General features: G+C 70.6%; 21 protein-coding genes and 2 tRNA genes. 11 read left to right on the top strand and 12 right to left on the bottom strand.

From position 1 onward, the window contains the following. The first annotated feature begins 86 nt into the window (after positions 1-86). The 4 genes from DEJ43_RS11870 to DEJ43_RS11885 all read left to right on the top strand — a co-directional run bounded on the left by DEJ43_RS11870 (position 87) and on the right by DEJ43_RS11885 (position 4,601). Entirely contained in the window at positions 87-1,214 is a 1,128-nt protein-coding gene (locus DEJ43_RS11870) for a sensor histidine kinase (RefSeq protein ID WP_015033599.1), read from the top strand. Continuing rightward, entirely contained in the window at positions 1,211-1,915 is a 705-nt protein-coding gene (locus DEJ43_RS11875) for a response regulator transcription factor (protein WP_015033600.1), read from the top strand. The genes DEJ43_RS11870 and DEJ43_RS11875 overlap by 4 nt, the downstream gene beginning before the upstream one ends. 149 nt (positions 1,916-2,064) lie before the next feature. Further along, positions 2,065-3,240, top strand: coding sequence for a non-hydrolyzing UDP-N-acetylglucosamine 2-epimerase (gene wecB, locus DEJ43_RS11880; protein ID WP_051026051.1), 1,176 nt, complete (start codon positions 2,065-2,067; stop codon positions 3,238-3,240). 14 nt (positions 3,241-3,254) lie between these two features. Then, positions 3,255-4,601: an XrtP-associated glycosyltransferase gene (locus DEJ43_RS11885; protein WP_015033602.1), complete on the top strand. Its 1,347-nt coding sequence runs from the start codon at positions 3,255-3,257 to the stop codon at positions 4,599-4,601. A gap of 58 nt (positions 4,602-4,659) precedes the next feature. Here DEJ43_RS11885 and DEJ43_RS11890 read toward each other — a convergent pair whose 3' ends face one another. Beyond that, positions 4,660-7,287 carry a valine--tRNA ligase gene (locus DEJ43_RS11890; protein WP_015033603.1) on the bottom strand — a complete coding sequence of 876 codons (2,628 nt, stop codon included), beginning with the start codon at positions 7,285-7,287 and terminating at the stop codon, positions 4,660-4,662. 138 nt (positions 7,288-7,425) lie between these two features. On the opposite strand from DEJ43_RS11890, the gene DEJ43_RS11895 reads away from it, so the two are divergent. Next, positions 7,426-8,388 (top strand): hypothetical protein, encoded by a 963-nt coding sequence (locus DEJ43_RS11895; RefSeq protein ID WP_015033604.1) that lies wholly within the window; start codon positions 7,426-7,428, stop codon positions 8,386-8,388. A gap of 65 nt (positions 8,389-8,453) precedes the next feature. On the opposite strand, the gene clpX is transcribed toward DEJ43_RS11895, so the two are convergent. The 5 genes from clpX to DEJ43_RS11920 form a co-directional block, all read right to left on the bottom strand. After that, a complete protein-coding gene (clpX, locus tag DEJ43_RS11900; RefSeq protein ID WP_015033605.1) occupies positions 8,454-9,737 on the bottom strand; it encodes an ATP-dependent Clp protease ATP-binding subunit ClpX in 1,284 nt (427 codons plus the stop codon). A 168-nt stretch (positions 9,738-9,905) separates the two neighbouring features. Then, positions 9,906-10,568, bottom strand: a complete 663-nt coding sequence (locus DEJ43_RS11905; RefSeq protein ID WP_041663865.1) for an ATP-dependent Clp protease proteolytic subunit — start codon at positions 10,566-10,568, stop codon at positions 9,906-9,908. 63 nt (positions 10,569-10,631) lie between these two features. Next, positions 10,632-11,249, bottom strand: a complete 618-nt coding sequence (locus DEJ43_RS11910) for an ATP-dependent Clp protease proteolytic subunit (protein ID WP_015033607.1) — start codon at positions 11,247-11,249, stop codon at positions 10,632-10,634. A 240-nt stretch (positions 11,250-11,489) separates the two neighbouring features. Further along, positions 11,490-12,875 (bottom strand): trigger factor, encoded by a 1,386-nt coding sequence (gene tig / locus DEJ43_RS11915; protein WP_015033608.1) that lies wholly within the window; start codon positions 12,873-12,875, stop codon positions 11,490-11,492. 171 nt (positions 12,876-13,046) lie between these two features. Further along, a tRNA-Pro gene (locus DEJ43_RS11920) sits at positions 13,047-13,123 on the bottom strand. 132 nt (positions 13,124-13,255) lie between these two features. Here DEJ43_RS11920 and DEJ43_RS11925 point away from each other — a divergent pair. Further along, positions 13,256-13,329: transfer RNA gene (locus tag DEJ43_RS11925), tRNA-Gly, on the top strand. A 66-nt stretch (positions 13,330-13,395) separates the two neighbouring features. On the opposite strand, the gene DEJ43_RS11930 is transcribed toward DEJ43_RS11925, so the two are convergent. Beyond that, positions 13,396-13,590 carry a hypothetical protein gene (locus DEJ43_RS11930; protein WP_015033610.1) on the bottom strand — a complete coding sequence of 65 codons (195 nt, stop codon included), beginning with the start codon at positions 13,588-13,590 and terminating at the stop codon, positions 13,396-13,398. 156 nt (positions 13,591-13,746) lie between these two features. Next, positions 13,747-14,892 carry a PP2C family protein-serine/threonine phosphatase gene (locus DEJ43_RS11935; RefSeq protein ID WP_015033611.1) on the bottom strand — a complete coding sequence of 382 codons (1,146 nt, stop codon included), beginning with the start codon at positions 14,890-14,892 and terminating at the stop codon, positions 13,747-13,749. Between the two features lie 107 nt (positions 14,893-14,999). On the opposite strand from DEJ43_RS11935, the gene DEJ43_RS11940 reads away from it, so the two are divergent. Further along, positions 15,000-16,229, top strand: coding sequence for a GNAT family N-acetyltransferase (locus DEJ43_RS11940; protein ID WP_041662391.1), 1,230 nt, complete (start codon positions 15,000-15,002; stop codon positions 16,227-16,229). A 10-nt stretch (positions 16,230-16,239) separates the two neighbouring features. Here the strand turns inward: DEJ43_RS11940 and DEJ43_RS11945 are convergent, their stop codons facing one another. Both DEJ43_RS11945 and DEJ43_RS11950 read right to left on the bottom strand, forming a co-directional pair. Beyond that, positions 16,240-17,049, bottom strand: a complete 810-nt coding sequence (locus DEJ43_RS11945; RefSeq protein ID WP_015033613.1) for an Fpg/Nei family DNA glycosylase — start codon at positions 17,047-17,049, stop codon at positions 16,240-16,242. Next, on the bottom strand, positions 17,049-17,543 hold the full coding sequence (locus tag DEJ43_RS11950) for a ribose-5-phosphate isomerase (protein ID WP_015033614.1): 495 nt from the start codon (positions 17,541-17,543) through the stop codon (positions 17,049-17,051). Before DEJ43_RS11950 ends, DEJ43_RS11945 begins: the two co-directional genes overlap by 1 nt. Before the next feature lie 197 nt (positions 17,544-17,740). Here DEJ43_RS11950 and DEJ43_RS11955 point away from each other — a divergent pair, with 197 nt between their 5' ends. Then, positions 17,741-19,198: an amino acid permease gene (locus DEJ43_RS11955; protein ID WP_015033615.1), complete on the top strand. Its 1,458-nt coding sequence runs from the start codon at positions 17,741-17,743 to the stop codon at positions 19,196-19,198. Between the two features lie 77 nt (positions 19,199-19,275). Here the strand turns inward: DEJ43_RS11955 and DEJ43_RS11960 are convergent, their stop codons facing one another. Then, entirely contained in the window at positions 19,276-19,869 is a 594-nt protein-coding gene (locus tag DEJ43_RS11960; RefSeq protein WP_015033616.1) for a biotin transporter BioY, read from the bottom strand. Between the two features lie 263 nt (positions 19,870-20,132). On the opposite strand from DEJ43_RS11960, the gene DEJ43_RS11965 reads away from it, so the two are divergent. The 3 genes from DEJ43_RS11965 (at position 20,133) to DEJ43_RS11975 (ending at position 23,874) form a co-directional block, all read left to right on the top strand. Beyond that, complete coding sequence (locus DEJ43_RS11965) at positions 20,133-21,518, top strand: amino acid permease (protein WP_041662392.1); 1,386 nt, start codon at positions 20,133-20,135, stop codon at positions 21,516-21,518. A 116-nt stretch (positions 21,519-21,634) separates the two neighbouring features. Continuing rightward, on the top strand, positions 21,635-23,053 hold the full coding sequence (locus DEJ43_RS11970) for an amino acid permease (protein WP_041662393.1): 1,419 nt from the start codon (positions 21,635-21,637) through the stop codon (positions 23,051-23,053). 176 nt (positions 23,054-23,229) lie between these two features. Next, entirely contained in the window at positions 23,230-23,874 is a 645-nt protein-coding gene (locus DEJ43_RS11975; RefSeq protein ID WP_015033619.1) for a superoxide dismutase, read from the top strand. A gap of 115 nt (positions 23,875-23,989) precedes the next feature. Here the strand turns inward: DEJ43_RS11975 and DEJ43_RS11980 are convergent, their stop codons facing one another. Further along, complete coding sequence (locus DEJ43_RS11980) at positions 23,990-24,622, bottom strand: mycothiol-dependent nitroreductase Rv2466c family protein (RefSeq protein ID WP_015033620.1); 633 nt, start codon at positions 24,620-24,622, stop codon at positions 23,990-23,992. Positions 24,623-24,639: the final 17 nt, after the last annotated feature.

Raw genomic sequence — 24,639 nt, forward strand, 5'->3', positions numbered from 1 at the left:
GGTCTTTCGTCCCGACGCCGTGGACCTGAAGTCCCGTCTGATGTGACATCGGGCACTTCGTCCCCTTTGATGTTTGACTCGGGATCGTGCACGAAGTCTCCCCGGAGCAGTTGTCGCTCGCCGCCTCGCTCCTCGACGCGCTCCCCCAGGCCGCCCTCCTTCTCGACCGGGATCTGCGGGTCGTCCGGGTCAACCGCCGCTGCACCGCGCTCCTCCGGCTGACCGACCTCGACCTCTCCCCCGGCACCCCCCGCGACCACGTGGTCGACCACGTGGCCGGGCTGCTCGCCCGGCCGGAGGAGCGGCGGCGGCTCCTGGAGGAGAGCGGGACCCACGGGCCCGTCACCCGCACGACCGACTACCACCTGAAGGACGGCAGGACGCTGCGCCGCCGGCGCGCCCCGGTCCTCGACGGCGAGGAACTCCTCGGCCATCTGTGGCTGATCGAGGACGTCACCCGGCGCGGCGAGGCCGAGGAGGGCCTGTACGAGCAGGTGCGGAAGCTGGCGGCGCTCGCCGACGACCGGGCGGCCTTCGCCGGGCGGGCCCTGCACGAGCTGCGGACCCCGCTCTCCACCGTCCTCAGCTTCGCCGAACTGCTCCTCGATCCGGCCGGCGGCCCGCTGAGCCAGGAGCAGGCCTCGTACGTGGACGCCATCCGCCGCAACGCGCTCCGGATGCGGTCGGTCGCCGAGAACCTGCCGAGGACGGCCGGCGGCGGACCCGTCGCCGAGCCCCGGCTCGGGCAGGTCCTCGTCCACGAGCTGATCGAGCGGGTGGTCCTGGAGGCGCTCCAGCGGGCGGAGGGCGCCGGGCCGTACATCACCGCCGAGTGCCCCGTGACGGGACCGCCGCTGATCGCCGACGCGGGCATGCTGACGGGCGCCCTCGAAGAGCTCCTCGGCAACGCGCTGCGCTTCACCCCCGAGGACGGCCGGGTCGAGGTGGTCGGCAAGGCCGCCGACGACCACTGGACGATCGAGGTCGGGGACGACGGCATCGGCGTCCCGCTGGAGTACCACGAGGAGATCTTCACCCCCTTCGTACGGGCACCCAACGCCCGGCGCGGCGGCTACCCCGGCACCGGCCTGGGCCTCGCCGGGGCGCTCGACACCGTACGGCTGCACGGCGGGACGATCACCGTCCGGGACCACGACGGCCGGCCGGGGGCGGTGTTCACCGTACGGCTGCCCCTCCCCGGGCGCGCCTCATGACCCGGCTCCTGGTCGTCGAGGACGACCCCGACCTCGGCCTGGCCCTGCGGGTCCTCCTCGCCCGCCGCGGCTACGAGGTCTCCGTCGCCGAGGACGGCCGCGAGGGCCTGCGGCTCCTCTTCGCCGAGCGCCCGGCCCTGATGATCCTGGACCTGCTGCTCCCGGAGCTGGACGGCTGGCAGGTGCTGGACCGCACCCGGGACATGAGCGACCTGCCCGTCCTGGTCCTCTCCGGCCTCGGCGACGTCGACGACCGGGTCCGCGGGCTGCGCTCGGGCGCCGACGACTACCTGGTCAAGCCGTTCGCCCACCCGGAGCTGCTGGCCCGCGTCGACGCCCTGCTGCGCCGGTCGGGCCCCGGGAGCTGGGCCGGCGAATCCGTCGGGGAGGACCTCCGGCTGGTCCCGGAGCGCCGGGCCGCGCTCTGGCAGGGCAGCGAGATCCGCCTCAGCGACATCGAGTACCGCCTCCTCCAGCTCCTGGTCCGCAACCGGGGCCGGGTGGTCACCACCGAACAGCTCCTCGACCAGGTCTGGGACGACCCCACGTCCATCGGCCGCGACCGGGTGAAGTTCGCGGTCCTCCGGCTCCGCCGCAAGCTCCGCACGGCGGGCGGCCCCGCCTCCCGGGACCCGCTGGAGGCGATCCGGGGCCTCGGCTACCGCTACGACAGCTCCCCTGACGGGCGACGGGCCCGCTGATCCACGGCCGTCCCGGGACCAAAGTCCCCGGGACCCCGGGCCGGACGGCCCGGCCGGAGGTCCCGAGCCGCCCCGCCGCACCCCATGACAACCGTCCCGCAACCATGGGCCACCAGAGCGCGCGACCGTCGCCCGGCACCGTCGATGCCATGAAGACACTCCCTGCCCGCAGCGTCGCCGTCGTCCTCGGCACCCGGCCCGAGCTGGTCAAGCTCGCCGAGCTCATCCGGGCCCTCGGCCCCGCCGCCCGGGTCGTGCACACCGGTCAGCACTACGACGACGCGCTCTCCGGCGACTTCCTCGACGAACTGGGGCTCCCCGAGCCCGAGTATCTGACCGGGGTCGGCGGGCAGCCCCGGGCCGTGCAGGTCGCCGCCGCGCTCACCGCGCTCGACGAGCGCTTCGCCGCCGACCCGCCGCTCGCCGTCGTCGTCCAGGGCGACACCAACGCCGCCCTCTCCGGCGCTCTCGCCGCCAACGCCCGCGACCTCCCGCTCGTCCACGTGGAGGCCGGCCTGCGCAGCCACGACCGGGCCATGCCCGAGGAGCACAACCGGGTCCTCATCGACCGGCTCGCCGACGTGCTGTGCGCCGCCACCCCCGACAACCGCGCGCTGCTGCTCGCCGAAGGCATCGCCGACGAACGCATCGCCGTCACCGGCAACACCGTCGTCGAGGCCGTCCAGGACCACCTCCCGCCGCCCGAGGAGCGCGCCAGGCTCCTCGCCGTCAGCGGTCTCGCCCCCGACGGGTACGTCCTCGCGACCGTGCACCGGCCCGAGAACACCGACGACCCCGCCGCGCTCACCGCCGTCCTGACGGAGCTCGCCGCGCTCGCCCGCGACCTCCCCGTCGTCCTCCCCCTGCACCCCCGCACCCGCGCCCGGATCGAGGCGGCCGGTCTGCTGCCGCTCCTCGACGGACTGACCGTGCTGCCCCCGGCCGGCTACGGCACCTTCCTCGCCCTGGCCCGGCACGCGGCCCTGATCGTCTCCGACTCCGGCGGCATCCAGGAGGAGACGACCGTCCTCGGCCGCCCCCTCGTCGTGGTCCGCCGCTCCACCGAACGCCCCGAATCGCTCACCGACTTCGCCGACCTGGTCACCCCCGGCCCGGGCATCGGCACGGCGGCCCGCCGCCGCCTCGCCGAGGGCGGGCTCGGGCTGCGCCGCCTCGGCACCCTCCCCAGCCCGTACGGCGACGGCACCGCCTCCCACCGGATCGCCGGCCTGCTCCGTGACCTCGTCGCCGAGCGGGGCGGCCTGCCGGCCCCCGCCGAACCGGCGCTCCCGGCCCCCCGAACCGCCCCGGCCGTCGCGGCCTGAACCCGGACACCCCCATGAGCCTCCACCTCCTCCTGTACGCCTTCCCGTTCCTCCTGCTCGCCTGCTTCCTGCTGTACTGGGCGGGCGCCCGCCACTCCTACGCCCGGCGCCGCCCCTCCGAGGCCGGCGACCCGGCCGCGTACGACTGGCACTTCTTCGTGCCCTGCCGGGACGAGGAGGCCGTCATCGCCACCACCGTCACCCGGCTCCGCACCGACTTCCCCGGCGGCCACGTCTGGGTCATCGACGACGCGAGCGACGACCTCACCGGCCCGATCGTCGCCTCGCTCGCCGAGCGCGACCCGGCCGTCCACCTCGTCTCCCGCCGCCGCCCCGACGCCCGGATCGGCAAGGGCGCCGCGCTCAACGCCGCGTACACCGCCCTGAACGAGCACCTCGGTGCGGCACCGGACCGCGCCCGCGTGATCGTCTGTGTCGTCGACGCCGACGGCCAGGTCTCCCCCGACGCGCTCACCCACGTCAGCGGCCCCGACGCCTTCGGCGACCCCGAGACGGGCGGCGTCCAGATCGGCGTCCGCATGCGCAACGTCGACGACGAGCGTCCGCTGGAACACCGGGGCCGGCTCGCCAACGCCTACGCCCGGCTCCTCATCCGCATGCAGGACGCCGAGTTCGCCGTCTCCAACACCGGCATGCAGCTGCTGCGCCGCCGCACCGGCTCCGTAGGCCTCGGCGGCAACGGCCAGTTCACCCGGCTCACCGCCCTGGACCGGATCGCCGCGGCCGAGCGCCGCCCCTGGCAGCGGGACGCCCTCCTGGAGGACTACGAACTCGGCCTGCACATGCGGCTCGCCGGCTACCGCGTCACCCACGTCGCCGACACCTGGGTCAGCCAGGAGGCCCTGCCGTACACCCGGCGCTTCCTCACCCAGCGCACCCGCTGGGCGCAGGGCAACATCCAGTGCGTCCGCTACACCGGCCGGATCGTCGGATCCCGCCACTACCGGGCGGCCGGCGTCCTCGAATCCCTCTACACCTTCGGCCAGCCCCTCGCCCACCTGGCCACCCTCGTCCTGACCGCGGTCATGCTCGTCGCCCTGCTGACCGGCGGCGGCGCGGCCGAGGTGCTGCTCGCCGCCTGGCCGCTCGCCCTCGCGCTCGCCGTCGTGTCCATCGTCCCCTTCGTGCTCTGGGGGCCGGTCTACCGGCGGGAGTTCGCCCCCGACCGCTCCCGGATCAAGGGCCTCCTCTGGGGCCTCGCGCTCTGGCTGTACGCGTACCACCTGTTCGTGGTCTCGGCGCGCGGCTTCGTCCGCCTGCTGCGCGGCCGCACGGGCTGGGCGAAGACCCGGCGGAACGCCGAGACGGCGGGCGTCGGCCCGGTCGCCACGGAGTCCTGACCGCCGTACGCGGAAGGGCCCGGGACCATGCCGGTCCCGGGCCCTTCCGCGTACGTGCCTACTGCTGCGGCAGGTTCGCCAGCTGGGCCTCGATGCGGGCGATGTCCTCGTCCGCCTTGGCGAGGCGGCCACGGATCTTGTCGACCACGTTGTCCGGGGCCTTCGCCAGGAACGCCTCGTTGCCGAGCTTGCCGTTCGCCTGGGCCTTCTCCTTCTCCGCGGCCGCGAGGTCCTTCGCGAGGCGCTTGCGCTCCGCGGCCACGTCGATCGTGCCCGACAGGTCGAGCGCGACCGTGGCGCCGGCGACCGGCAGGGTGGCGGTGGCGGCGAAGCCCTCGCCCTCCGGCTGGAGGCGCAGGATCTGGCGGATGGCGGCCTCGTGGGCGACCAGCGGGGTGCCGTCGACGGTGAGCCGGGCCGGCACCTTCTGGGCGTCCTGGAGGCCCTGCTCCTTGCGGAAGCGGCGGACCTCGGTGACGACCCGCTGGACCAGCTCGATCTCCTGCTCGGCGGCCTTGTCGCGGAAACCGCTGTCCTTCGGCCAGTCCGCGATCACCAGGGACTCACCGCCGGTCAGCGTGGTCCACAGGGTGTCCGTGACGAACGGGACGATCGGGTGCAGCAGCCGCAGCATCACGTCCAGGACCTCACCGAGGACCCGGCCGGAGACCTTGGCGCCCTCGCCGCCCGCAAAGAACGTGGTCTTCGACAGCTCGACGTACCAGGCGAAGACCTCGTCCCACGCGAAGTGGTAGAGCGACTCGCTGAGCTTCGCGAACTGGAAGTCCTCGTAGTACGCGTCGACCTGGGCGACCGTCTCGTTCAGGCGGGACAGGATCCAGCGGTCCGTGGCGGACATCTCGGAGGCGTCCGGCAGCGGGCCCTCGATCGTGGCGCCGTTCATCATCGCGAAACGGGTCGCGTTCCAGATCTTGTTGGCGAAGTTCCGGGACGCCTGGACCCAGTCCTCGCCGATCGGGACGTCCGCGCCCGGGTTGGCGCCCTTGGCCAGGGTGAAGCGGACGGCGTCGGAGCCGTACGCGTCCATCCAGTCCAGCGGGTCGACCGCGTTCGGGTTCGACTTCGACATCTTCTTGCCGAACTCGTCGCGGACCAGGCCGGTGAGGGCGACGGTCTTGAAGGGGACCTCGCCGTCCATCGCGTACAGACCGAACATCATCATCCGGGCGACCCAGAAGAAGATGATGTCGTGGCCGGTGAGCAGGACGTCGGTCGAGTAGAACTTCGCCAGGTCCGGGGTCTTCTCCGGCCAGCCGAGCGTGGAGAACGGCCACAGGCCGGAGGAGAACCAGGTGTCCAGGACGTCGGGGTCCTGGGTCCAGCCCTCGGCCTCGGTGCCGGGCGGCTCCTCGTCGGGGCCGACGCAGACGACCTGGCCCTCGGGGCCGTACCAGATCGGGATGCGGTGGCCCCACCACAGCTGGCGCGAGATGCACCAGTCGTGCATGTTGTCGACCCAGTCGAAGTAGCGCCGGGAGAGCTCCTTCGGGTGGATCTCGACGGAGCCGTCGCGGACGGCGTCACCGGCGGCCTGCGCCAGCGGGCCGACCTTGACCCACCACTGCATCGAAAGACGCGGCTCGACGGTCGTCTTGCAGCGCGAGCAGTGGCCGACGGAGTGCATGTACGGGCGCTTCTCGGCGACGATCCGGCCCTGCTCCTTGAGCGCGCCGACGATCGCCGAGCGGGCCTCGAAGCGGTCCAGGCCGAGGAACGGGCCATGGACGGTGATGACGCCGTGCTCGTCCATGACGGTGAGCGAGGGCAGGTCGTGGCGGCGGCCGATCTCGAAGTCGTTCGGGTCGTGCGCCGGGGTCACCTTGACGGCGCCGGTGCCGAACTCCGGGTCGACGTGCTCGTCGGCGACGACCGGGATCGTACGGTCGGTCAGCGGCAGCTTGATCTGCCTGCCGACCAGGTGCTTGTACCGCTCGTCCTCGGGGTGCACGGCGACGGCCGTGTCACCGAGCATCGTCTCGGCCCGGGTCGTGGCGACGACCAGCGAGTCCTCGCCCTCGCCGTACCGGATGGAGACGAGCTCGCCGGCGTCGTCCTGGTACTCGACCTCGATGTCGGAGATGGCCGTCAGACAGCGCGGGCACCAGTTGATGATGCGCTCGGCGCGGTAGATCAGGTCGTCCTCGTAGAGGTCCTTGAAGATCTTCTGGACGGCCTTGGAGAGGCCCTCGTCCATGGTGAAGCGCTCACGGGACCAGTCGAGACCGGCGCCGAGACGGCGCAGCTGGCCGAGGATCCGGCCGCCGTACTCGTCCTTCCACTGCCAGACCCGCTCGACGAACGCGTCACGGCCCAGGTCGTGGCGGGACTTGCCCTCCTCGGCGAGCTGCTGCTCGACCTTGTTCTGGGTGGCGATGCCGGCGTGGTCCATGCCGGGCAGCCAGAGCGTCTCGAAGCCCTGCATGCGCTTGCGGCGGGTCAGGGCGTCCATGAGCGTCACCTGGAAGGCGTGGCCCAGGTGCAGGGCGCCGGTGACGTTCGGCGGCGGGATGACGATCGTGTACGGCGGCTTCTCGCTCTTCGCGTCCGCCTCGAAGTATCCGCGCTCTACCCAGCGCTGGTACAGCGGCCCCTCTACCTCGGCCGGCGCGTACGTGGTCGGCAGTTCGGTGGTGGGCGCTGTCTGCTGCTGAGTGTTCTCGGTCACGGGGCCAGTTTAGGGGTGTCACGGCCCGGTCCTGAAACGCGTTGGTTCGGTAACGGTGTGGGCCCCGCCGCACTTCCCGTCCGGCGGTTCCGCCAGGATGTTCGGTAGGCATAAACATCCTGTGAGGGGAACCTGTCGATGAGCTACAACCAGCCGGGCCCGTACGGCCAGCAGCCGCAGCAGCCCGGGCCCTACGGCCAGCAGCCGGGCCCGTACGGGCAGCAGCCGCAGCAGCCGGGCCAGTACGGCGCGCAGCCCGGTTACGGCTACCCCCAGCAGGCCCCGCAGGGCGTCCCGCCGCAGCAGCCGCCGTACGGCTACCCGCAGCAGGGCCAGCAGCCCGGCCCCTACGGCCAGCAGCCCCCGTACGGCGCCCCCCAGGGCCCCGGCGGCTACGTCCCCCACCCCCCGGCCCCGAAGAAGTCCAAGGCCGGCTGGATCATCGGCGCGGTCGCGGTGGTCGCGGCGATCGGCGTGGGCGCGTACTTCGTCTTCGGCGGCGGTGGCGGCGCGTCCGTCGCGAACGACGGCCCGCACAAGCTGACGACGCCGGAGACGGTGCTGGGCGAGTACAAGAAGTCGCCGGACAAGGGCGGCCAGTCCGACGACGACGACTTCACCAAGGACGCCGAGAAGTTCGGCATGAAGAACCCGCAGCGCGTCAACGCGAGCTGGCAGGTCAAGAACGACGCCAACCCGCTGGCGGGCAAGATGCTGCAGTTCGGCGGCGCGTACGGGCAGATCGACGACCCGGAGAAGACCCTCGACGGGATCTTCGAGAACATGAAGGCCGAGGCGGCCAAGGAGAAGGACGGCAAGACCCAGCTGGTCGGCGAACCGAAGGAGTTCACTCCGGACGGGCTCGACGGAGCGCTCCTGAAGTGCCAGGAGATCAAGCAGAAGACGGACAGCGGTGCGGACTCCAGCGGCCTCGGCCCCAAGGAGATCACCCTGCCGGTCTGCGTCTGGAGCGACCACAGCACGCTGGGCTACGTCATGCACATGAACATCGCGGACCTGATGGCCGGCAAGGGCGGCACGATGGAGGACGCCGCGACCCAGGCCGCCAAGCTCCGCAAGGAGATCCGCGTCAAGCTCTGACCGGACACGTGACGAGGGGGTCCCACCGGCCGGTGGGACCCCCTCGTCGCGTCGTGCTCAGTGCGTCACGCCGACTTCTCGTGCCTGCCGTCGTTCTTCACGATCCGCGGGACCAGCGTCGGGTTGACGTTGTTGCGGACCACGTCGGCCGTGATGACGACCCGGGCCACGTCCTTGCGGGACGGGACCTCGTACATCACCGACTGGAGGACCTCCTCCATGATGGCCCGCAGGCCACGCGCGCCGGTGCCGCGCAGGATCGCCTGGTCGGCGATGGCCTCCAGGGCCGGGCGGTCGAAGTCCAGCTCCACACCGTCGAGTTCGAAGAGCCGCTGGTACTGCTTGACCAGCGCGTTCCGCGGCTCGACCAGGATCTGGAGGAGCGCCTCGCGGTCCAGGTTGTGGACGGAGGTGAGGACGGGGAGACGGCCGATGAACTCGGGGATCATCCCGAACTTCACCAGGTCCTCCGGCATGACCTCCTGGAACTGGTCGCTCGCCTCGATCTCGCGCTTGGAGCGGATGGTCGCCCCGAAGCCGATGCCCTTGGCGCCCGCCCGCGACTCGATGATCTTCTCCAGGCCGGCGAAGGCGCCGCCCACGATGAAGAGCACGTTCGTCGTGTCGATCTGGATGAACTCCTGGTGGGGGTGCTTCCGTCCGCCCTGCGGCGGGACCGAGGCCGTCGTCCCTTCCAGGATCTTCAACAGGGCCTGCTGCACGCCCTCGCCGGACACATCGCGGGTGATCGACGGGTTTTCGCTCTTACGGGCGACCTTGTCGATCTCGTCGATGTAGATGATCCCGGTCTCGGCCTTCTTGACGTCGTAGTCGGCCGCCTGGATCAGCTTGAGCAGGATGTTCTCGACGTCCTCGCCGACATAGCCGGCCTCCGTCAGCGCCGTCGCGTCGGCGATGGCGAACGGGACGTTGAGCATCCGGGCCAGGGTCTGCGCCAGCAGCGTCTTCCCCGAGCCCGTGGGGCCGAGCAGCAGAATGTTGGACTTCGCCAGTTCGATGGCGTCGTCCCGGCCCTGCGCGCCGCCGTTCTCGCCGGCCTGGACGCGCTTGTAATGGTTGTACACCGCGACCGACAGGGCCTTCTTCGCGGGCTCCTGCCCGACGACGTACCCCTCGAGGAACTCGTAGATCTCGCGGGGCTTGGGGAGTTCCTCCCAGCGCACCTCGCTCGTCTCCGCGAGTTCTTCCTCGATGATCTCGTTGCAGAGGTCGATGCACTCGTCGCAGATGTACACACCGGGTCCTGCGATGAGCTTCTTCACCTGCTTCTGGCTCTTTCCGCAGAACGAGCACTTGAGCAGGTCGCCGCCATCACCGATGCGTGCCACGAGGTGCTTCCCCTTCGCCTGGGAGTGCTTGGTTCAGCGACTCCTGGTGCCTCATATTCGACGGTACCTTGCCGGGCCCCCCGTTCGGGCCCCCCTTGGCACGGTTCACATGGACGGGAATGCGTCATGCTCCCCGGAATGCTCACCGTGCCACGGGAAGGTCGGGCGTCAGTGTGCCGCGGCGGCCGTGCTCTTGCGGGTCGAGACGATCTGGTCGACCAGGCCGTACGCCAGGGCGTCCTCGGCCGTCAGGATCTTGTCGCGCTCGATGTCGTCGCGGATCTTCTCGATCGGCGTGGAGGAGTGCTTGGCCAGCATGTCCTCCAGCTGGGTGCGCATGCGCAGGATCTCACGGGCCGCGATCTCCAGGTCGGAGAGCTGCTCACGGCCGGTGCCGCCGGACGGCTGGTGGATCAGCACGCGGGCGTTCGGCAGGGCCATCCGCTTGCCGGGGGTGCCGGCGGCGAGCAGCACGGCCGCGGCGGAGGCCGCCTGGCCCATGCAGACCGTCTGGATGTCCGGCTTCACGAACTGCATCGTGTCGTAGATGGCCGTGAGGGCGGTGAAGGAACCACCCGGGCTGTTGATGTAGATCGAGATGTCGCGGTCCGGGTCCATCGACTCCAGGCACAGCAGCTGCGCCATGACGTCGTTGGCCGAGGCGTCGTCGATCTGGACGCCGAGGAAGATCACGCGCTCCTCGAAGAGCTTCGCGTACGGGTCGTACTCACGCACGCCCTGCGAGGTGCGCTCCACGAAGCGCGGCACGACGTAGCGGTTGTCCATCGGCGCGCCGGTGTAGAGGCCGCTCGGGGAGAGGTTGTTCTGCATCTGGGTGTTCACCGTCCTGGTGGCGTTCGGCGGGGGCTGGGGCTCTGCAGCGGTCTGCCGGGCTCAGGCGCCCGTGCCGCCGCCGCCGGGAACGCCCGCGGCGTGCGTGATGATGTCGTCGATGAGGCCGTACTCCTTGGCCTCGTCCGCGGTGAACCAGCGGTCACGGTCGCCGTCGCGGATGATCGCCTCGACGGTCTGACCGGAGTGGTGCGCGGTGATCTCGGCCATGCGCTGCTTCGTACGGAGCAGGTACTCGGCCTGGATCTTGATGTCGGATGCGGTGCCACCGATGCCGGCGGAGCCCTGGTGCATCAGGATGTCGGTGTTCGGCAGGGCGAAGCGCTTGCCGGGGGTGCCGCCGGTGAGCAGGAACTGGCCCATCGAGGCCGCCATGCCCATACCGATGGTCACGACGTCGTTGGGGATGTACTGCATGGTGTCGTAGACGGCCATGCCGGCCGTCACGGAGCCACCGGGGCTGTTGATGTAGAGGTAGATGTCCTTGTCCGGGTCGGCGGCCAGGAGGAGCATCTGGGCGGTGATCTTGTTGGCGATCTCGTCGTCGACCTGCTGGCCGAGGAAGATGATGCGCTCGCCGAGCAGCCGGTTGTAGACATGGTCGCCGAGGCCGCCACCGATGGACGGCTCACCCGCGGCGTAAGGCTTCAGATTCGTCACGTATCCACCTGCTCGTCTCCGACGGCCAAGGCCGTCTCAGCGTCTCGTTCGGAGGGCACTGCCCTCGTATTCATGGACCCTAACGCGCAGGTAGGACAACGCCATCCCGGTTCCCGAACTGTTCGCTGGGAGCGCAAGGTAGTTGGGGGCGTGTAACGGGTCCGCGTACGTCCACGGGCCCGCACGCACAGGAGTGCGTACGGGCCCGTGGAACAGGGTCCGCGCGGGGCGCGGGGGCCCTTACTTGTCCTCGGAGACCTCGGCCTCGCCGGTGACGGCCTCGACGGCCTCCGCGGCGTTCTCGACGTCGTCCTCGTCGTCGGAGAGGTCGACGACCTCACCGTTGGTGTCGACGACCTTGGCGGCCTCGACGACGACCGCGAGGGCCTTGCCGCGGGCGACCTCGCCGACGAGCATCGGCACCTGGCCACCCTCGGCGACGGCCTGGGCGAACTGGTCGGGGCTCATGCCGGAGGAGGCGGCACGGCGGAACAGGTGCTCGGTGAGCTCCTCGCGGGAGACGTCGAGCTTCTCCTTGTTGACGAGCTCATCGAGGATGAACTGCGTCTTGATGCCCTTCTCGGCCTGCTCCTTGGTCTCGGCCAGGAACTCTTCCTCGGTCTTGCCCTGGATCTCCAGGTACTTCGCGAGGTCGAGGCCCATCTGGCCGAGCTGGTGGTGCTCCAGGTTGTGCTTGCGGGTGTTGATCTCGTCCTCGAGAAGCTTCTCGGGCATCGGGACCTCGACCAGCTTGAGGAGCTCGTCGAGGACGCGCTCCTGGGCCTGGGTGGCCTGGTCGAACTGCTTCATGTTCTCGAGGCGCTTGCGGCTGTCGGCCTTGAGCTCGTCGAGGGTGTCGAACTCCGACGCCATCTGCGCGAACTCGTCGTCGAGCTCGGGGAGCTCACGGGCGGCGACGGTGGTGACCTTGACGGTGACCTCCGCGTCCTTGCCCTCGGCGGAGCCGCCCTTCAGCTGCGAGGTGAAGGTGGCCTCGCCACCGGCCTCCAGGCCCTTGACGGCCTCGTCGATGCCGTCGAGGAGCTCGCCGGAACCGATGGTGTACGACACGTCGCTGGCGACGCCGTCGGGCAGCACCTCGCCGTCGACCTTGGCCTCCAGGTCGATGGTGACGACGTCGCCCTCGGCGGCGGCGCGCTCGACCGGGGAGGTCGAGGCGAAGCGCTCGCGGAGCTGCTCCACGGACTTCTCGACGTCCTCGTCGGTGACCTCGACCGCGTCGACGGTGACCTCGATGCCGGAGTAGTCCGGGATCTCGATCGTCGGGCGGATGTCGACCTCGGCGGTGAAGGCCAGCAGCTCGCCGTCCTTCAGCTCGGTGATGTCGACCTCGGGCTGGCCGAGCGGGTTGACCTCGGCCTCGTTGACGGCCTCGGTGTAGAACTTCGGGAGCGCGTCGTTGACGGCCTCTTCCAGCACGGCGCCGCGGCCGAACCGCTGGTCGATCACGCGAGCCGGGATCTTGCCCTTACGGAAGCCCTTGACCGTGACCTGCTGGTTGATCTTCTTGTACGCCGCGTCGAGGCTGTCCTTGAGCTCCTCGAAGGGCACCTCGACAGTGAGCCGAACCCGGGTCGGGTTCAGGGTCTCCACGGCGCTCTTCACGGTTCGGTCTCCTTGTGGCTGATTCCTGGAATCCACCGGCGCCGCGTGTGGCGGTTCCGGCGGGTCGGCCCGGTCAGAAAGACACACGGGCACGCAGCTTGCATAGTAACCGCAAGCGGGATGACGCCCACAACGTGATCAAGGGCGTGCGAGCCGGGCGCGTGATCGTCATGGTCGGGGTGGCGGGATTTGAACCCACGGCCTTCCGCTCCCAAAGCGGACGCGCTACCAAGCTGCGCCACACCCCGTCGGTGCGACACGTAGGGTACATGGACGGGGACGCTGCGGCGCCCCCCGATTTCGGGGTGTGCACGAAGCCCTCCCGAACCGCTACCATGCTCTTCGTGCCGCGGTCCTCGTGACCTGCGGCGCGATGCTGTGCGGGTGTAGCTCAATGGTAGAGCACTAGTCTTCCAAACTAGCTACGCGGGTTCGATTCCCGTCACCCGCTCCACGCACACCAAGGCCCGAACCGCTCCGGCGGTTCGGGCCTTGGTCGTACGCGCTCACGGGGTGCGCCTCAGAACTTGATGGAGGCGACCGTCTGCGTTATCGAGTCGAGGAAGCGCTGGATGTCGTCGGCCATGCCGGTGGAGGCGAGGAAGAAGCCGAAGAGGACCGCGACGACCGCCGGGCCGCCCTTGAGGTTTCCCCCGCGGATCAGCACCACCAGGATGATTGCCAACAGCAACACCACAGACAGTGAAATGGCCACAACTGATCACACCCTTGGTCGGTCCCGCCTTGCCCACCAGGGAGCCCGTGTCCCGGAACACCCCCCGCTGTCTCCATCGTGCCACCAACCCCCCTGCCCCCGCTGCCTGGTGACGAATCGTCGTGGAGAAGATCACGTGGCCCGCGGCGGGGGCCGTCAGGCCGGGCGGGAGAGCAGGAGCAGGGCGCGGTCGTCGTTGACGTCCTTGGCGACGGCCTCGATGAGGTGCCAGGCGACGCCCTCGAAGCCGCCGGCGACGCAGCGGTCGGCCTCGCCGGTGAGGCGGTCGATGCCCTCGGCGATGTCCCGGTCGGCGGCCTCGACCAGGCCGTCGGTGAAGAGCATGAGGACGTCGCCGGGGCGCAGCGAGCCCTTGACGGGGTGGAACTCGGCGCCGTCGTAGACCCCGAGGAGGGGGCCTTCGGCGGCCTTCTCCTCCCACCGGCCGGTGCCCGCGTGGAGCTGGAGGGCGGGGAGGTGGCCGGCGGAGAAGAGTTCGTAGTCCCCCGACTCCAGGTCGAGGACGAGGTGGATGGAGGTCGCGAAGCCCTCGTCCCAGTTCTGGCGGAGCAGGTAGCCGTTGGCCGCCGGGAGGAAGCCGTGCGGCGGGAGCGAGCCGAGGAGGCCGCCGAAGGCGCCGGACAGGAGCAGGGAGCGGGAAGCGGCGTCCATGCCCTTGCCGGAGACGTCGGTGAGGACGACCTCCAGGGTGCGGCCGCCGTGGGTGCGGGCGGCGACGACGAAGTCGCCGGAGAAGGACTGGCCGCCGGCCGGGCGCAGTGCCATCTCGCGGTGCCAGCCCTGCGGGAGCCGGGGCAGGGCGCTCTGGACGCGGATGCGTTCGCGGAGGTCGAAGAGCATGGTGCCGCCGCGCCGCCAGGGAACGCCGACCCGGGCCCGGAACTGGGCGATGAGCAGTCCGAAGAGGCCGCAGGCGGCGACGACGAGGACGGTGCCGGGGGTGACGCGGGCGGGGCCCTGGGTGTACGGGCCGAGGACGACGGACTCGACGATGAGGGCGCCCGCCGCGGCCGCGTACAGGCCGAGCAGGCTGGCGGGGCGCAGCAGCAGGCCGCCGGCCACGATGGGCAGGACGAGTGCGGCGGGCGCGCACCAGACGGGGTCGAGCAGGGTTCCGCAGGCGATGGCCGGAATCATCAGGAGGAGTCCGGCGAAGGCGAGCCAGTCGGCGCCGTCCCCGCGGAAGTAGTCGACGGCGGATCTGCGCAGCGCGATGCGGGCCCGGCGGACGCGTCTGCGCAGCCGGGCCGCGTACGTGTTCACTCCGGCGCGGTGTCCCATTGGCCTGGACCCTATCCATCCCGTCCGACATCGTGCAGGGGTACCCCGGTGACAATGTGAGTGAAATCGGGTCGCCCCGGGCGGGGGGCCGCTGGTATCGATGGCATATGACGACTGAACTGCGGGTTCTCGACCCGTCGGAGTGGGACCGCTGGTACGGGGTGCTGGAGCTCGCCTTCGGTGGTGTGCCGGAGGCGCCGGAGGAGCGGCAGCTGTGGCGTGATCTGACGGAGTTCGACCGGTCCCTGGGGGTCTGGGACGGCGAGCTGTGCGTGGGGACGGCGGGGGCCTTCAGCTTCCGGCTCACGGTGCCGGGCGGGGCGTCGGTCCCGGCGGGCGGCGTGACGATGGTGAGCGTGGCGGGGACGCACCGGCGGCGCGGGATCCTGACCTCGATGATGCGGCGGCAGCTGGACGATCTGCGGGCGGCGGGCGAGTGCCTGGCCGTGCTGACGGCTTCCGAGCCGGAGATCTACGGGCGGTTCGGGTACGGCATCGGCGCGTACTCGGTGCACGCGGCGATCGACACGAACCGGGTGCGGCTGGCGGTGCCGGAGGGCACGGACGGGGTCTCGCTGCGTCTCGCCGACCTGACGGAGTCCTCGGCGGTGTGCGAGGAGGTGTTCGCGAAGCTGGTGCCGTCGCGGCCCGGCATGATCGCGCGGCTGCCGGGGTGGGAGCGGCTGCCGCTGATGGACCCGGCGGGCGATCGGGAGGGCGCGTCGCCCCGGCAGTGCGTGCTGGCGGAGCGGGGCGGGGAGGTCGTGGGCTTCGCGCATTACGCGATCAAGCCGGACTGGTCGTTCGCGGGGGCCGACGGGTCGGTGAACGTGGACCAGCTGATGGGGCTCGACCCGGTGGCCGAGGCGGCGCTGTGGCGGTTCCTCTGCTCGGTGGACCTGACGGCGTCGGTGCGGTTCCGCAGCAGGCCCGTGGACGACGGGTGGCAGCACCTGGTGAGCGATCTGCGGCGGTGCGAGCCGACGGTGCGGGACGCGCTGCACGTGCGGCTCGTGGAGGTGGGCGCGGCCCTGGAGGCGCGGACGTACCAGGCGCCGCTGGACGTGGTGTTCGAGGTCGAGGACGCCTTCTGTCCCTGGAACGAGGGGCGTTGGCGGTTGACGGGCGACGCCAAGGGCGCGGTCTGTGTGCGGACCTCGGACCCGGCGGATCTCGCGCTGTCCGCGCGGGAGTTGGGCGCCGCCTATCTGGGCGGTACGTCGCTGGTGTCGCTGGCCGCCGCCGGGCGGGTGCGGGAGCTGCGGGAGGGCGCGCTGGTGGAGGCGTCGGTGGCCTTCGGTTCGCCGGTCGCTCCGTGGCTGCCGCACGGGTTCTGACGGGGCCCCGTCAGCGCGTCTGACAGCCCGGGCACCAGAAGAGGTTGCGGGCGGCGAGGTCGGCGGTGCGGATCTCGCTGCCGCAGACGTGGCAGGGCTGGTTCGCGCGGCGGTAGACGTAGACCTCGCCGCCGTGGTCGTCCACGCGGGGCGGCCGGCCCATGGCCTCGGGGGTGTGTTCGGGGCGGACGGTGTCGATGCGGTTGAGGCGGACGCCTTCGCGCATGAGGAGCACCAGGTCCTCCCAGAGGGCGTCCCACTCCTCCGGCGTGAGGTCCCGGCCCGCGCGGTACGGGTCGATGCCGTGCCGGAAGAGGACCTCGGCGCGGTAGACGTTGCCGACGCCGGCGATGACCTTCTGGTCCATGAGGAGGGCGGCGATCGTCGTGCGGGACGCCGAGATCCGGCGCCAGGCGCGCGCCCGGTCGTCGTCCTCGCGGAGCGGGTCGGGGCCGAGCCGGTCGTGTATCGCCCGCTTCTCGGCGTCCGTGATGAGGGCGCAGGTGGTGGGGCCGCGGAGGTCGACGTACGACCGGGAGTTCGCGAGCCGCAGCCGGACGGTGTCGGTGGGCGGCGGGGCGGGCGCGTCGCCGAAGCCGACCTTGCCGAAGAGGCCCAGGTGGATGTGGACCCAGCCCATGCCGGTGAAGCCCAGGAAGAGGTGCTTGCCGTGGGCCTCGGTCGTCTCCAGGACGGTGCCGTCGAGCAGGGCCGCCGAGTCGGCGAACTTGCCCTGCGGGCTGGTCACCCGCACGGACCGGCCGCCGAACCGTTCCCGGTGGTCGACGGCCAGTCGGTGGATCGTGTGCCCTTCGGGCATCAGGCGGTCGGCTCCTGCGGGTGGTGGGCCGGGATCGGGGGGAGCTCGCCGGTGTTCTCGTACGCGGTGAGCATGTCGATCCGGCGGGTGTGACGCTCGTCACCGGAGTACGGGGTGTTCAGGAAGATCTCGACGAACTTGGTCGCCTCTTCCCGGGTGTGCATCCGGCCGCCGACGGAGATCACGTTGGCGTTGTTGTGCTCGCGGCCGAGGGCGGCGGTCTGCTCGCTCCAGGCGAGGGCGGCGCGCACCCCCTTCACCTTGTTCGCGGCGATCTGCTCGCCGTTGCCCGAACCGCCGATGACGATGCCCAGGCTGTCCGGGTCCGCGGCCGTCTTCTCGGCGGCGCGCAGGCAGAACGGCGGGTAGTCGTCGAGGGCGTCGTAGATGTGGGGACCGCAGTCGACGGGCTCGTGGCCGTGTGCCGTGAGCCACTCGACGAGGTGGTTCTTTAGTTCAAAGCCGGCGTGGTCGGAACCGATATAGACGCGCATGATGCCGAGTGTGGCACGTCGGGCGCCGGGTAGCTGGCAGCGGGGTCGGGACCTTCACCCGGCCTGGTACGGACCTTCGACTCTCGCGGAGTGGTCCGTACAACGATCCGGAACGAGGTCTTCCGATCACCCCTGTCCGCGGGGTTCAATGCTCAGGCTCGCGACCCGAGCGCCCCCACACACGCAAGGAAGCGTTCATGAACACGCAACCGACCCTGACGAAGGACGGCGAGGAGACCGGTACCACCGGGGCATCGCACTCCTCCGACGGTCTCAAGGCCGGACTGAAGAACCGCCACCTGTCGATGATCGCGATCGGCGGCGTCATCGGCGCCGGTCTCTTCGTCGGCTCCGGCTCCGGCATCGCCGCGGCCGGCCCCGCGATCCTGCTGTCCTACGCCCTCGTCGGCGCCATGGTCGTCTTCGTGATGCGGATGCTCGGCGAGATGGCCGCCGCCCGGCCCTCCTCCGGCTCGTTCTCCGCCTACGCCGACCGCGCCCTCGGCCGCTGGGCCGGTTTCAGCATCGGCTGGCTCTACTGGTTCTTCTGGGTCGTCGTGCTCGCCGTCGAGGCGACCGCCGGCGCCAAGATCCTGGAGAGCTGGATCCCGGCCGTCCCGCAGTGGGGCTGGGCGCTCATCGTGATGGTGGTGCTCACCGCCACGAACCTCGGCTCGGTGGCCTCCTACGGCGAGTTCGAGTTCTGGTTCGCCGGCATCAAGGTCGTCGCCATCGGCGCCTTCGTCGTCATCGGCATGCTCGCCGTCTTCGGCGTGCTGCCCGGCTCGGACAACCCGGGCGCCGGCTTCGCGCACCTCACCGACAGCGGGGGCTTCTTCCCGATGGGTGCGGGAGCGATCCTCACCGGTGTGCTGATGGTCGTCTTCTCCTTCATGGGCAGCGAGATCGTCACGCTGGCCGCCGGCGAGTCCGAGGACCCGCAGAAGGCCGTCACCAAGGCCACCAACAGCGTGATCTGGCGGATCGGCGTCTTCTACCTGGGCTCGATCTTCGTCGTCCTCACCCTGCTGCCGTGGAACGACAAGTCGATCGTCGAGAAGGGCTCGTACGTCGCCGCCCTCGACTCCATCGGCATCGCGCACGCCGGTCAGATCATGAACGTGATCGTCCTCACCGCCGTGCTCTCCTGCCTGAACTCGGGTCTCTACACCGCCTCGCGCATGGCCTTCTCGCTCGGCCGGCGCGGTGACGCGCCCAAGGCCTTCGCCAAGGTCAACAAGCGGGGCGTGCCGACGGCGGCGATCCTCGGCTCGGTCGTCTTCGGCTTCGTCGCGGTCTTCTTCAACTACAAGTGGCCGGACACCGTCTTCGCCTTCCTGCTGAACTCCTCCGGCGCGGTGGCGCTCTTCGTCTGGCTGGTCATCTGTGTGACCCAGCTGCGGATGCGCGGCATCATCCTGCGCGAGACGCCGGAGAAGCTCATCGTGCGGATGTGGCTCTTCCCGTACCTGACCTGGGCGACCATCGGCATGATCGTCTTCGTGCTCGGCTACATGCTCTACGACGGCGGCAGCGCCCGGGAGCAGGTCGTGCTCTCGCTGCTGGTGGCCGCGCTCGTGATCGTGATCGCGCTGGTCAAGGAGCGGTTCTCGAAGTCCTCGGCGGAGCCCTCGGAGCTCTCCGAGCGCGTCTGACGCCAAGGGGAGCCCTGATACGAGAGGGCCCGCCGTTCCTCGGGGAACGGCGGGCCCTCTTCGCGTGCGCGGGAGGCTCAGCCCTTGCGGCCGACCAGCTTCCACGCGGTCGGCAGGGCGCCCATGGCGAGCGCCGCCTTGAGCGCGTCACCGATGAGGAACGGGGTGAGGCCGGCCGCGACGGCCTGGCCGAGGCTCATGCCGGTGGCGAGCGCCAGGTAGGGGACGCCGACCGCGTAGATGATCGCGGAGCCGAGGACCATCACGCCGGCCGTGCGGAGCACCGAGCGGTCGGCGCCGCGGCGGGCCAGGGCGCCGACGACGGTCGAGGCGAGCAGCATGCCGAGGACGTAGCCGAAGGACGGCATGGCGTAGCCGGAGGAGGCCTGCGCGAACCACGGCACGCCCGCCATGCCGGCCACCGCGTAGAGGGCCAGGGCGAGGAAGCCGCGGCGGGCGCCGAGCGCCGTGCCGACGAGCAGGGCGGCGAAGGTCTGGCCGGAGACCGGGACCGGGGAGCCGGGGACCGGGACGGAGAGCTGCGCGGCGAGGCCGGTGAGGGCGGCGCCGCCGACGACGAGGGCGATGTCACGGGTGCGGCTCGCGGGGAGCAGGTCGGCGAGGACGGTGCCCGCACGGAGGGAACGGACGGGGGCGGCGGCGGTGCTCATCGGTACTCCGCGAGGGTGAGGGTGGGTGGGACAGCTTGACGGTATGCCAGGAGTGAACGCCCGATCACCGTCAGCCGCCGACAAAGCCGGAGCCAGCCACTTCATCGGGTTCTGACAAAGGATGGATTTCATGCATCGCGCCACGTGACCCTCGTCACTGGGCACTCTCCGGGAGATGCCGCTTTTGCGTCAGAGGGAGGTCAACAGAGAGACTGTGGAGTCTCCATAAAGTGTCAACTCCCCGAGAGCGCGAGCCCCCCACCATGCGCGACGCCCCGCCGTCCCCTCTGGTCACCGAACCGGAGCCCCTCTCCCACGGTCTGAAGCAGCGTCACCTGACGATGCTGGGTCTCGGCGGGGTGATCGGTGCCGGACTCTTCGTCGGTTCGGGGGCGGGCATCGCCGTCGCCGGACCCGGCATCGTGGTCTCGTATCTGATCGCCGGCGCGCTCGCGATGCTGGTGATGCGGATGCTCGGCGAGATGTCGGCGGCGATGCCCGCCTCGGGGGCCTTCTCGGTCCACGCCGAGCGTGCGCTCGGCCGGTGGGCGGGCTTCTCGGTGGGCTGGCTGTACTGGTTCCTGCTCGTCGTGGTCCTCGCGGTGGAGGCGACGGGCGCGGCGCGGATCGCGCACGGCTGGGTGCCGGACGTGCCGCAGTGGGGCTGGGTGCTGATCTTCATGATCGTGTTCACCGTGGCCAACCTCGCGGCCGTGAAGAACTTCGGCGAGTTCGAGTTCTGGTTCGCCGCGCTCAAGGTCGGCGCGATCGTGCTCTTCCTGGTGCTCGGCGTGCTCGCGATCGTCGGATGGCTTCCCGACACGGACCCGGTGGGTCTCGCGAACCTGACCGGGCAGGGCGGTTTCCTGCCCAACGGCTGGTCCGGGGTGATCTCCGGGGTGCTGGCGGTCGTCTTCGCCTTCGGCGGCCTGGAGGTCGTCACGATCGCCGCGGCCGAGTCCGACGACCCGGCGCGGAACGTGGCGCGCGCGGTGCGCAGCGCGGTCTGGCGCATCCTCCTCTTCTACGTGGGCTCGATGCTGGTCATCGTGACGCTGCTGCCGTGGACGTCGATGGAGCCCGGCGAGTCGCCCTACGTGGCGGTGCTGGACGCGATCGGGGTGCCGGCGGCGGGCCAGATCATGAACGTGGTGGTGTTCGTGGCGCTGCTCTCGGCGCTCAACGCGAACCTGTACGGCTCCTCGCGGATGGTGTTCTCGCTCGCGGAGCGCGGCGAGGCCCCGAAGGGGCTGCTGCGGGTCTCCGGCGGTGGGGTGCCGCGGCGGGCGGTGCTGGCCTCGGTGGCCTTCGGCTTCGTCTCCGTGCTCCTCAATCTGAAGTGGCCGGACTCGGTCTTCCTCTACATGCTCAACGCGGTCGGCGCGGTGCTGCTGTTCGTCTGGGCGCTGATCGCGGTCTCGCAGCTGCGGCTGCGGCGCCGGATCGAGCGGGAGGCGCCGCAGACGCTGACGCTGCGGATGTGGGGCTTCCCGTGGCTCACCTGGGTGGCGCTGGCCGCGATGGGCGCGGTGCTGGTCCTGATGCTCCTCGACGACTCGGCCAGGCCGCAGGTGCTGTGGTCGGGCGCGGCCACCGGGGCGGTGCTCCTCGTGGCGGGCGTCCGGGAGCTGCGTACGAAGCGAGACTGAATCTTCACCTTGTGTGAAGGTCGTGCTCGTATAGCGGACATCCGTTCCCTGTGAGCGGGGGCGCCCCACAGACTGTGGGCTCCCTCCCCGTCTCAGCTAGTGAACAGGGCTCGCCCATGTCTCGGACCACCGCGCCCGCGCCGGACGACCGCAAGGACGGCGCGACCGCTTCCGCCGAGGGTCTCACCCACGGCCTCAAGCAGCGCCACCTGTCGATGATCGCCCTCGGTGGCGTCATCGGCGCCGGGCTCTTCGTCGGTTCCGGTGCCGGCATCGCCGCCGCCGGGCCGTCGATCGTGATCGCCTACGCGCTCTCCGGCATCCTCGTGATGCTGGTGATGCGCATGCTCGGCGAGATGTCCGCCGCGAACCCGGCGTCCGGCTCCTTCTCCGTCCACGCCGAGCGGGCGCTCGGCCCGTGGGCGGGCTTCACCGCCGGCTGGGCCTTCTGGTTCCTGCTCTGCGTCGCCGTCGGTCTCGAGGGCATCGGCGCCGCGAAGATCATGACGGGCTGGTTCCCCGACAGCCCCGAGTGGGCCTGGGTCGCGCTCTTCATGGTGGTCTTCTGCGCCACCAACCTCGCGGCCGTGAAGAACTTCGGCGAGTTCGAGTTCTGGTTCGCGGCGCTCAAGGTCGGCGCGATCGTCCTCTTCCTCGGCATCGGCGTGCTCGCGATCGTCGGCGTGCTGCCCGGCTCGGACGCCCCGGCGCCCGGCACCGCGAACCTCACCGGCGCGGGCGGCTTCCTCCCGCACGGCTCCGAGGGCCTGATCGTGGGTCTGCTGGCCTCGGTCTTCGCGTACGGCGGTCTGGAGACGGTCACCATCGCGGCGGCCGAGTCGGAGCACCCGGTGCAGGGCGTCGCCAAGGCCGTCCGTACGGCGATGTGGCGGATCGCGCTCTTCTACATCGGCTCGATGGCGGTCATCGTCACCCTCGTCCCGTGGGACGACAAGGCCGTCGTCGAGAAGGGCCCGTACGTCGCGACCCTCGACCACCTGGGCATCCCGGCGGCCGGCCAGATCATGAACGTCGTCGTGCTCGTCGCCCTGCTGTCCGCGATGAACGCCAACATCTACGGCGCCTCCCGGATGGCCGGTTCGCTCGTCTCGCGCGGCCAGGGCCCGAAGGCGCTCGGCCGCACCTTCGGCGGAGTCCCGCGGCCCGCGGTGCTGGTCTCCTCCGTCTGCGGCTTCGGCTGCGTGCTGCTCAGCTACTGGCGTCCGGACGACGTCTTCATCTGGCTGCTCAACACGATCGGCGCGATCATCCTGGTCGTCTGGTTCTTCATCGCCGCCTCGCAGCTGGTGCTGCGCCGCCGCACCGAGCGGGAGGCGCCCGAGAAGCTGGTCGTGAAGATGTGGGCCTTCCCGGTGCTGACGTGGGTGGCGCTGGCGGGCATGGCGGCGATCTTCGTCCTGATGGCCCGCGAGGAGAGCACCCGGGTGCAGCTGTACTCGACGGGCGGTCTGACGCTGCTGCTCGCCGTCGCCGGCTTCGTACGCCAGAAGGCGGCAGCGGGACGCGCTTCCTGAGCCCTCTCCTCTTCCCGCCCCTTCCCCCGAAACCCCCGGACCGACGCTCGGTTCGGGGGTTTCGCCATGCCGGGAACACGAGACCTAGGACGAAGGGCTGATCAACAAGGAGTCTCACCTACTGTTAGCCTGCACCTGCATATAGGTTGCAATAAGCCATCGAAGGGCTCGGTCACATGGCGATCTACACGCTCCCGGAGCTGCCGTACGACTACGCGGCGCTGGAGCCGGTGATCAATCCGCAGATCATCGAGCTGCACCACGACAAGCACCACGCCGCGTACGTCAAGGGCGCGAACGACACCCTTGAGCAGCTGGAAGAGGCGCGCGACAAGGACCAGTGGGGCGCGATCAACGGCCTGGAGAAGAACCTCGCGTTCCACCTCTCCGGCCACATCCTCCACTCGATCTACTGGAACAACATGGACAGCCCGAAGGACGGCGGCGGCGGCGAGCCGCTCGCCGCCGACGGCGTCGGTGAGCTCGCGGACGCGATCACCGAGTCCTTCGGCTCCTTCGCCAAGTTCAAGGCCCAGCTGACCAAGGCCTCGGCGACCACCCAGGGCTCCGGCTGGGGCGTCCTCGCGTACGAGCCGATCAGCGGCCGGCTCATCGTCGAGCAGGTCTACGACCACCAGGGCAACGTCGGCCAGGGCTCGGTCCCGATCCTGGTCTTCGACGCCTGGGAGCACGCCTTCTACCTGCAGTACAAGAACCAGAAGGTCGACTTCATCGAGGCCATGTGGCAGGTCGTCAACTGGCAGGACGTGAACAAGCGCTACCAGTCGGCCAAGGCCTCGGTGCCGCTGATCTCGTTCTGACCCCGCGCTCCTGCTCGTGATCGTCTTCTCAACCTTCACCGGGCAGGCGGATGAAAGAAGAACCCCCGCGATGACGTGAATCGCGGGGGTTCTTCCATCGGGCGCCGCCCGACGGTCAGTTGAAGCTCGGCGACGCCGTGCGGGTGCGCTTGATCTCGTAGAAGCCCGGCGTGGACGCCACGAGCAGCGTGCCGTCCCACAGCCGGGCCGCCGCCTCGCCGCGCGGCGTCGGGGTGACCACGGGACCGAAGAAGGCGACCTCGTCGCCGTCCGGGCCGGGCACCGCGATGACCGGGGTGCCGACGTCCTGGCCGACCTTGTCTATGCCCTCCGCGTGGGAGGCGCGCAGCTCGGTGTCGTAGGTGTCCTTGTCGGCGTACTCGACGAGCTCCGCGGGCAGTCCGACCTCGGCCAGGGCGTCGACGATCGCCTCGCGGGTCGCGCCCTCGCCGTTGTTGTGGAAGCGGGTGCCGAGGGCCGTGTAGAGCTTGCCGACTACCTCGTCGCCGTGCAGCTGCTGGGCGGCGACGACGACCCGGACGGGGCCCCAGGCCTGGGTAAGCAGCTCGCGGTACTCGGCGGGGAGCTCGTCGAGCCGGTTCTCGTTGAGGACGGCCAGGCTCATGACCTTCCAGCGCACGTCGACCGGGCGGACCTGCTCCACCTCCAGCATCCAGCGGGAGGTCATCCAGGCCCAGGGGCACATCGGGTCGAAGTAGAAGTCGGCGGTGGTCCTGCTCTCGGACATGTCACTCCTCGGTACGG

The organism is Streptomyces venezuelae ATCC 10712 (assembly GCF_008639165.1).
Lineage (GTDB): Bacteria > Actinomycetota > Actinomycetes > Streptomycetales > Streptomycetaceae > Streptomyces > Streptomyces venezuelae.

Coding starts and splice junctions, on each gene's coding strand:
- DEJ43_RS11875 (WP_015033600.1), top strand. CDS start 1,211: ATGACCCGGCTCCTGGTCGTCGAGGACGACCCCGACCTCGGCCTGGCC.
- DEJ43_RS11895 (WP_015033604.1), top strand. CDS start 7,426: ATGAGCTACAACCAGCCGGGCCCGTACGGCCAGCAGCCGCAGCAGCCC.
- DEJ43_RS11970 (WP_041662393.1), top strand. CDS start 21,635: ATGTCTCGGACCACCGCGCCCGCGCCGGACGACCGCAAGGACGGCGCG.
- wecB (WP_051026051.1), top strand. CDS start 2,065: ATGAAGACACTCCCTGCCCGCAGCGTCGCCGTCGTCCTCGGCACCCGG.
- DEJ43_RS11965 (WP_041662392.1), top strand. CDS start 20,133: ATGCGCGACGCCCCGCCGTCCCCTCTGGTCACCGAACCGGAGCCCCTC.
- DEJ43_RS11975 (WP_015033619.1), top strand. CDS start 23,230: ATGGCGATCTACACGCTCCCGGAGCTGCCGTACGACTACGCGGCGCTG.
- DEJ43_RS11905 (WP_041663865.1), bottom strand. CDS start 10,568: ATGCAGAACAACCTCTCCCCGAGCGGCCTCTACACCGGCGCGCCGATG.
- DEJ43_RS11945 (WP_015033613.1), bottom strand. CDS start 17,049: ATGCCCGAAGGGCACACGATCCACCGACTGGCCGTCGACCACCGGGAA.
- DEJ43_RS11950 (WP_015033614.1), bottom strand. CDS start 17,543: ATGCGCGTCTATATCGGTTCCGACCACGCCGGCTTTGAACTAAAGAAC.
- DEJ43_RS11980 (WP_015033620.1), bottom strand. CDS start 24,622: ATGTCCGAGAGCAGGACCACCGCCGACTTCTACTTCGACCCGATGTGC.
- DEJ43_RS11940 (WP_041662391.1), top strand. CDS start 15,000: ATGACGACTGAACTGCGGGTTCTCGACCCGTCGGAGTGGGACCGCTGG.
- DEJ43_RS11885 (WP_015033602.1), top strand. CDS start 3,255: ATGAGCCTCCACCTCCTCCTGTACGCCTTCCCGTTCCTCCTGCTCGCC.
- DEJ43_RS11955 (WP_015033615.1), top strand. CDS start 17,741: ATGAACACGCAACCGACCCTGACGAAGGACGGCGAGGAGACCGGTACC.
- DEJ43_RS11935 (WP_015033611.1), bottom strand. CDS start 14,892: ATGGGACACCGCGCCGGAGTGAACACGTACGCGGCCCGGCTGCGCAGA.
- DEJ43_RS11960 (WP_015033616.1), bottom strand. CDS start 19,869: ATGAGCACCGCCGCCGCCCCCGTCCGTTCCCTCCGTGCGGGCACCGTC.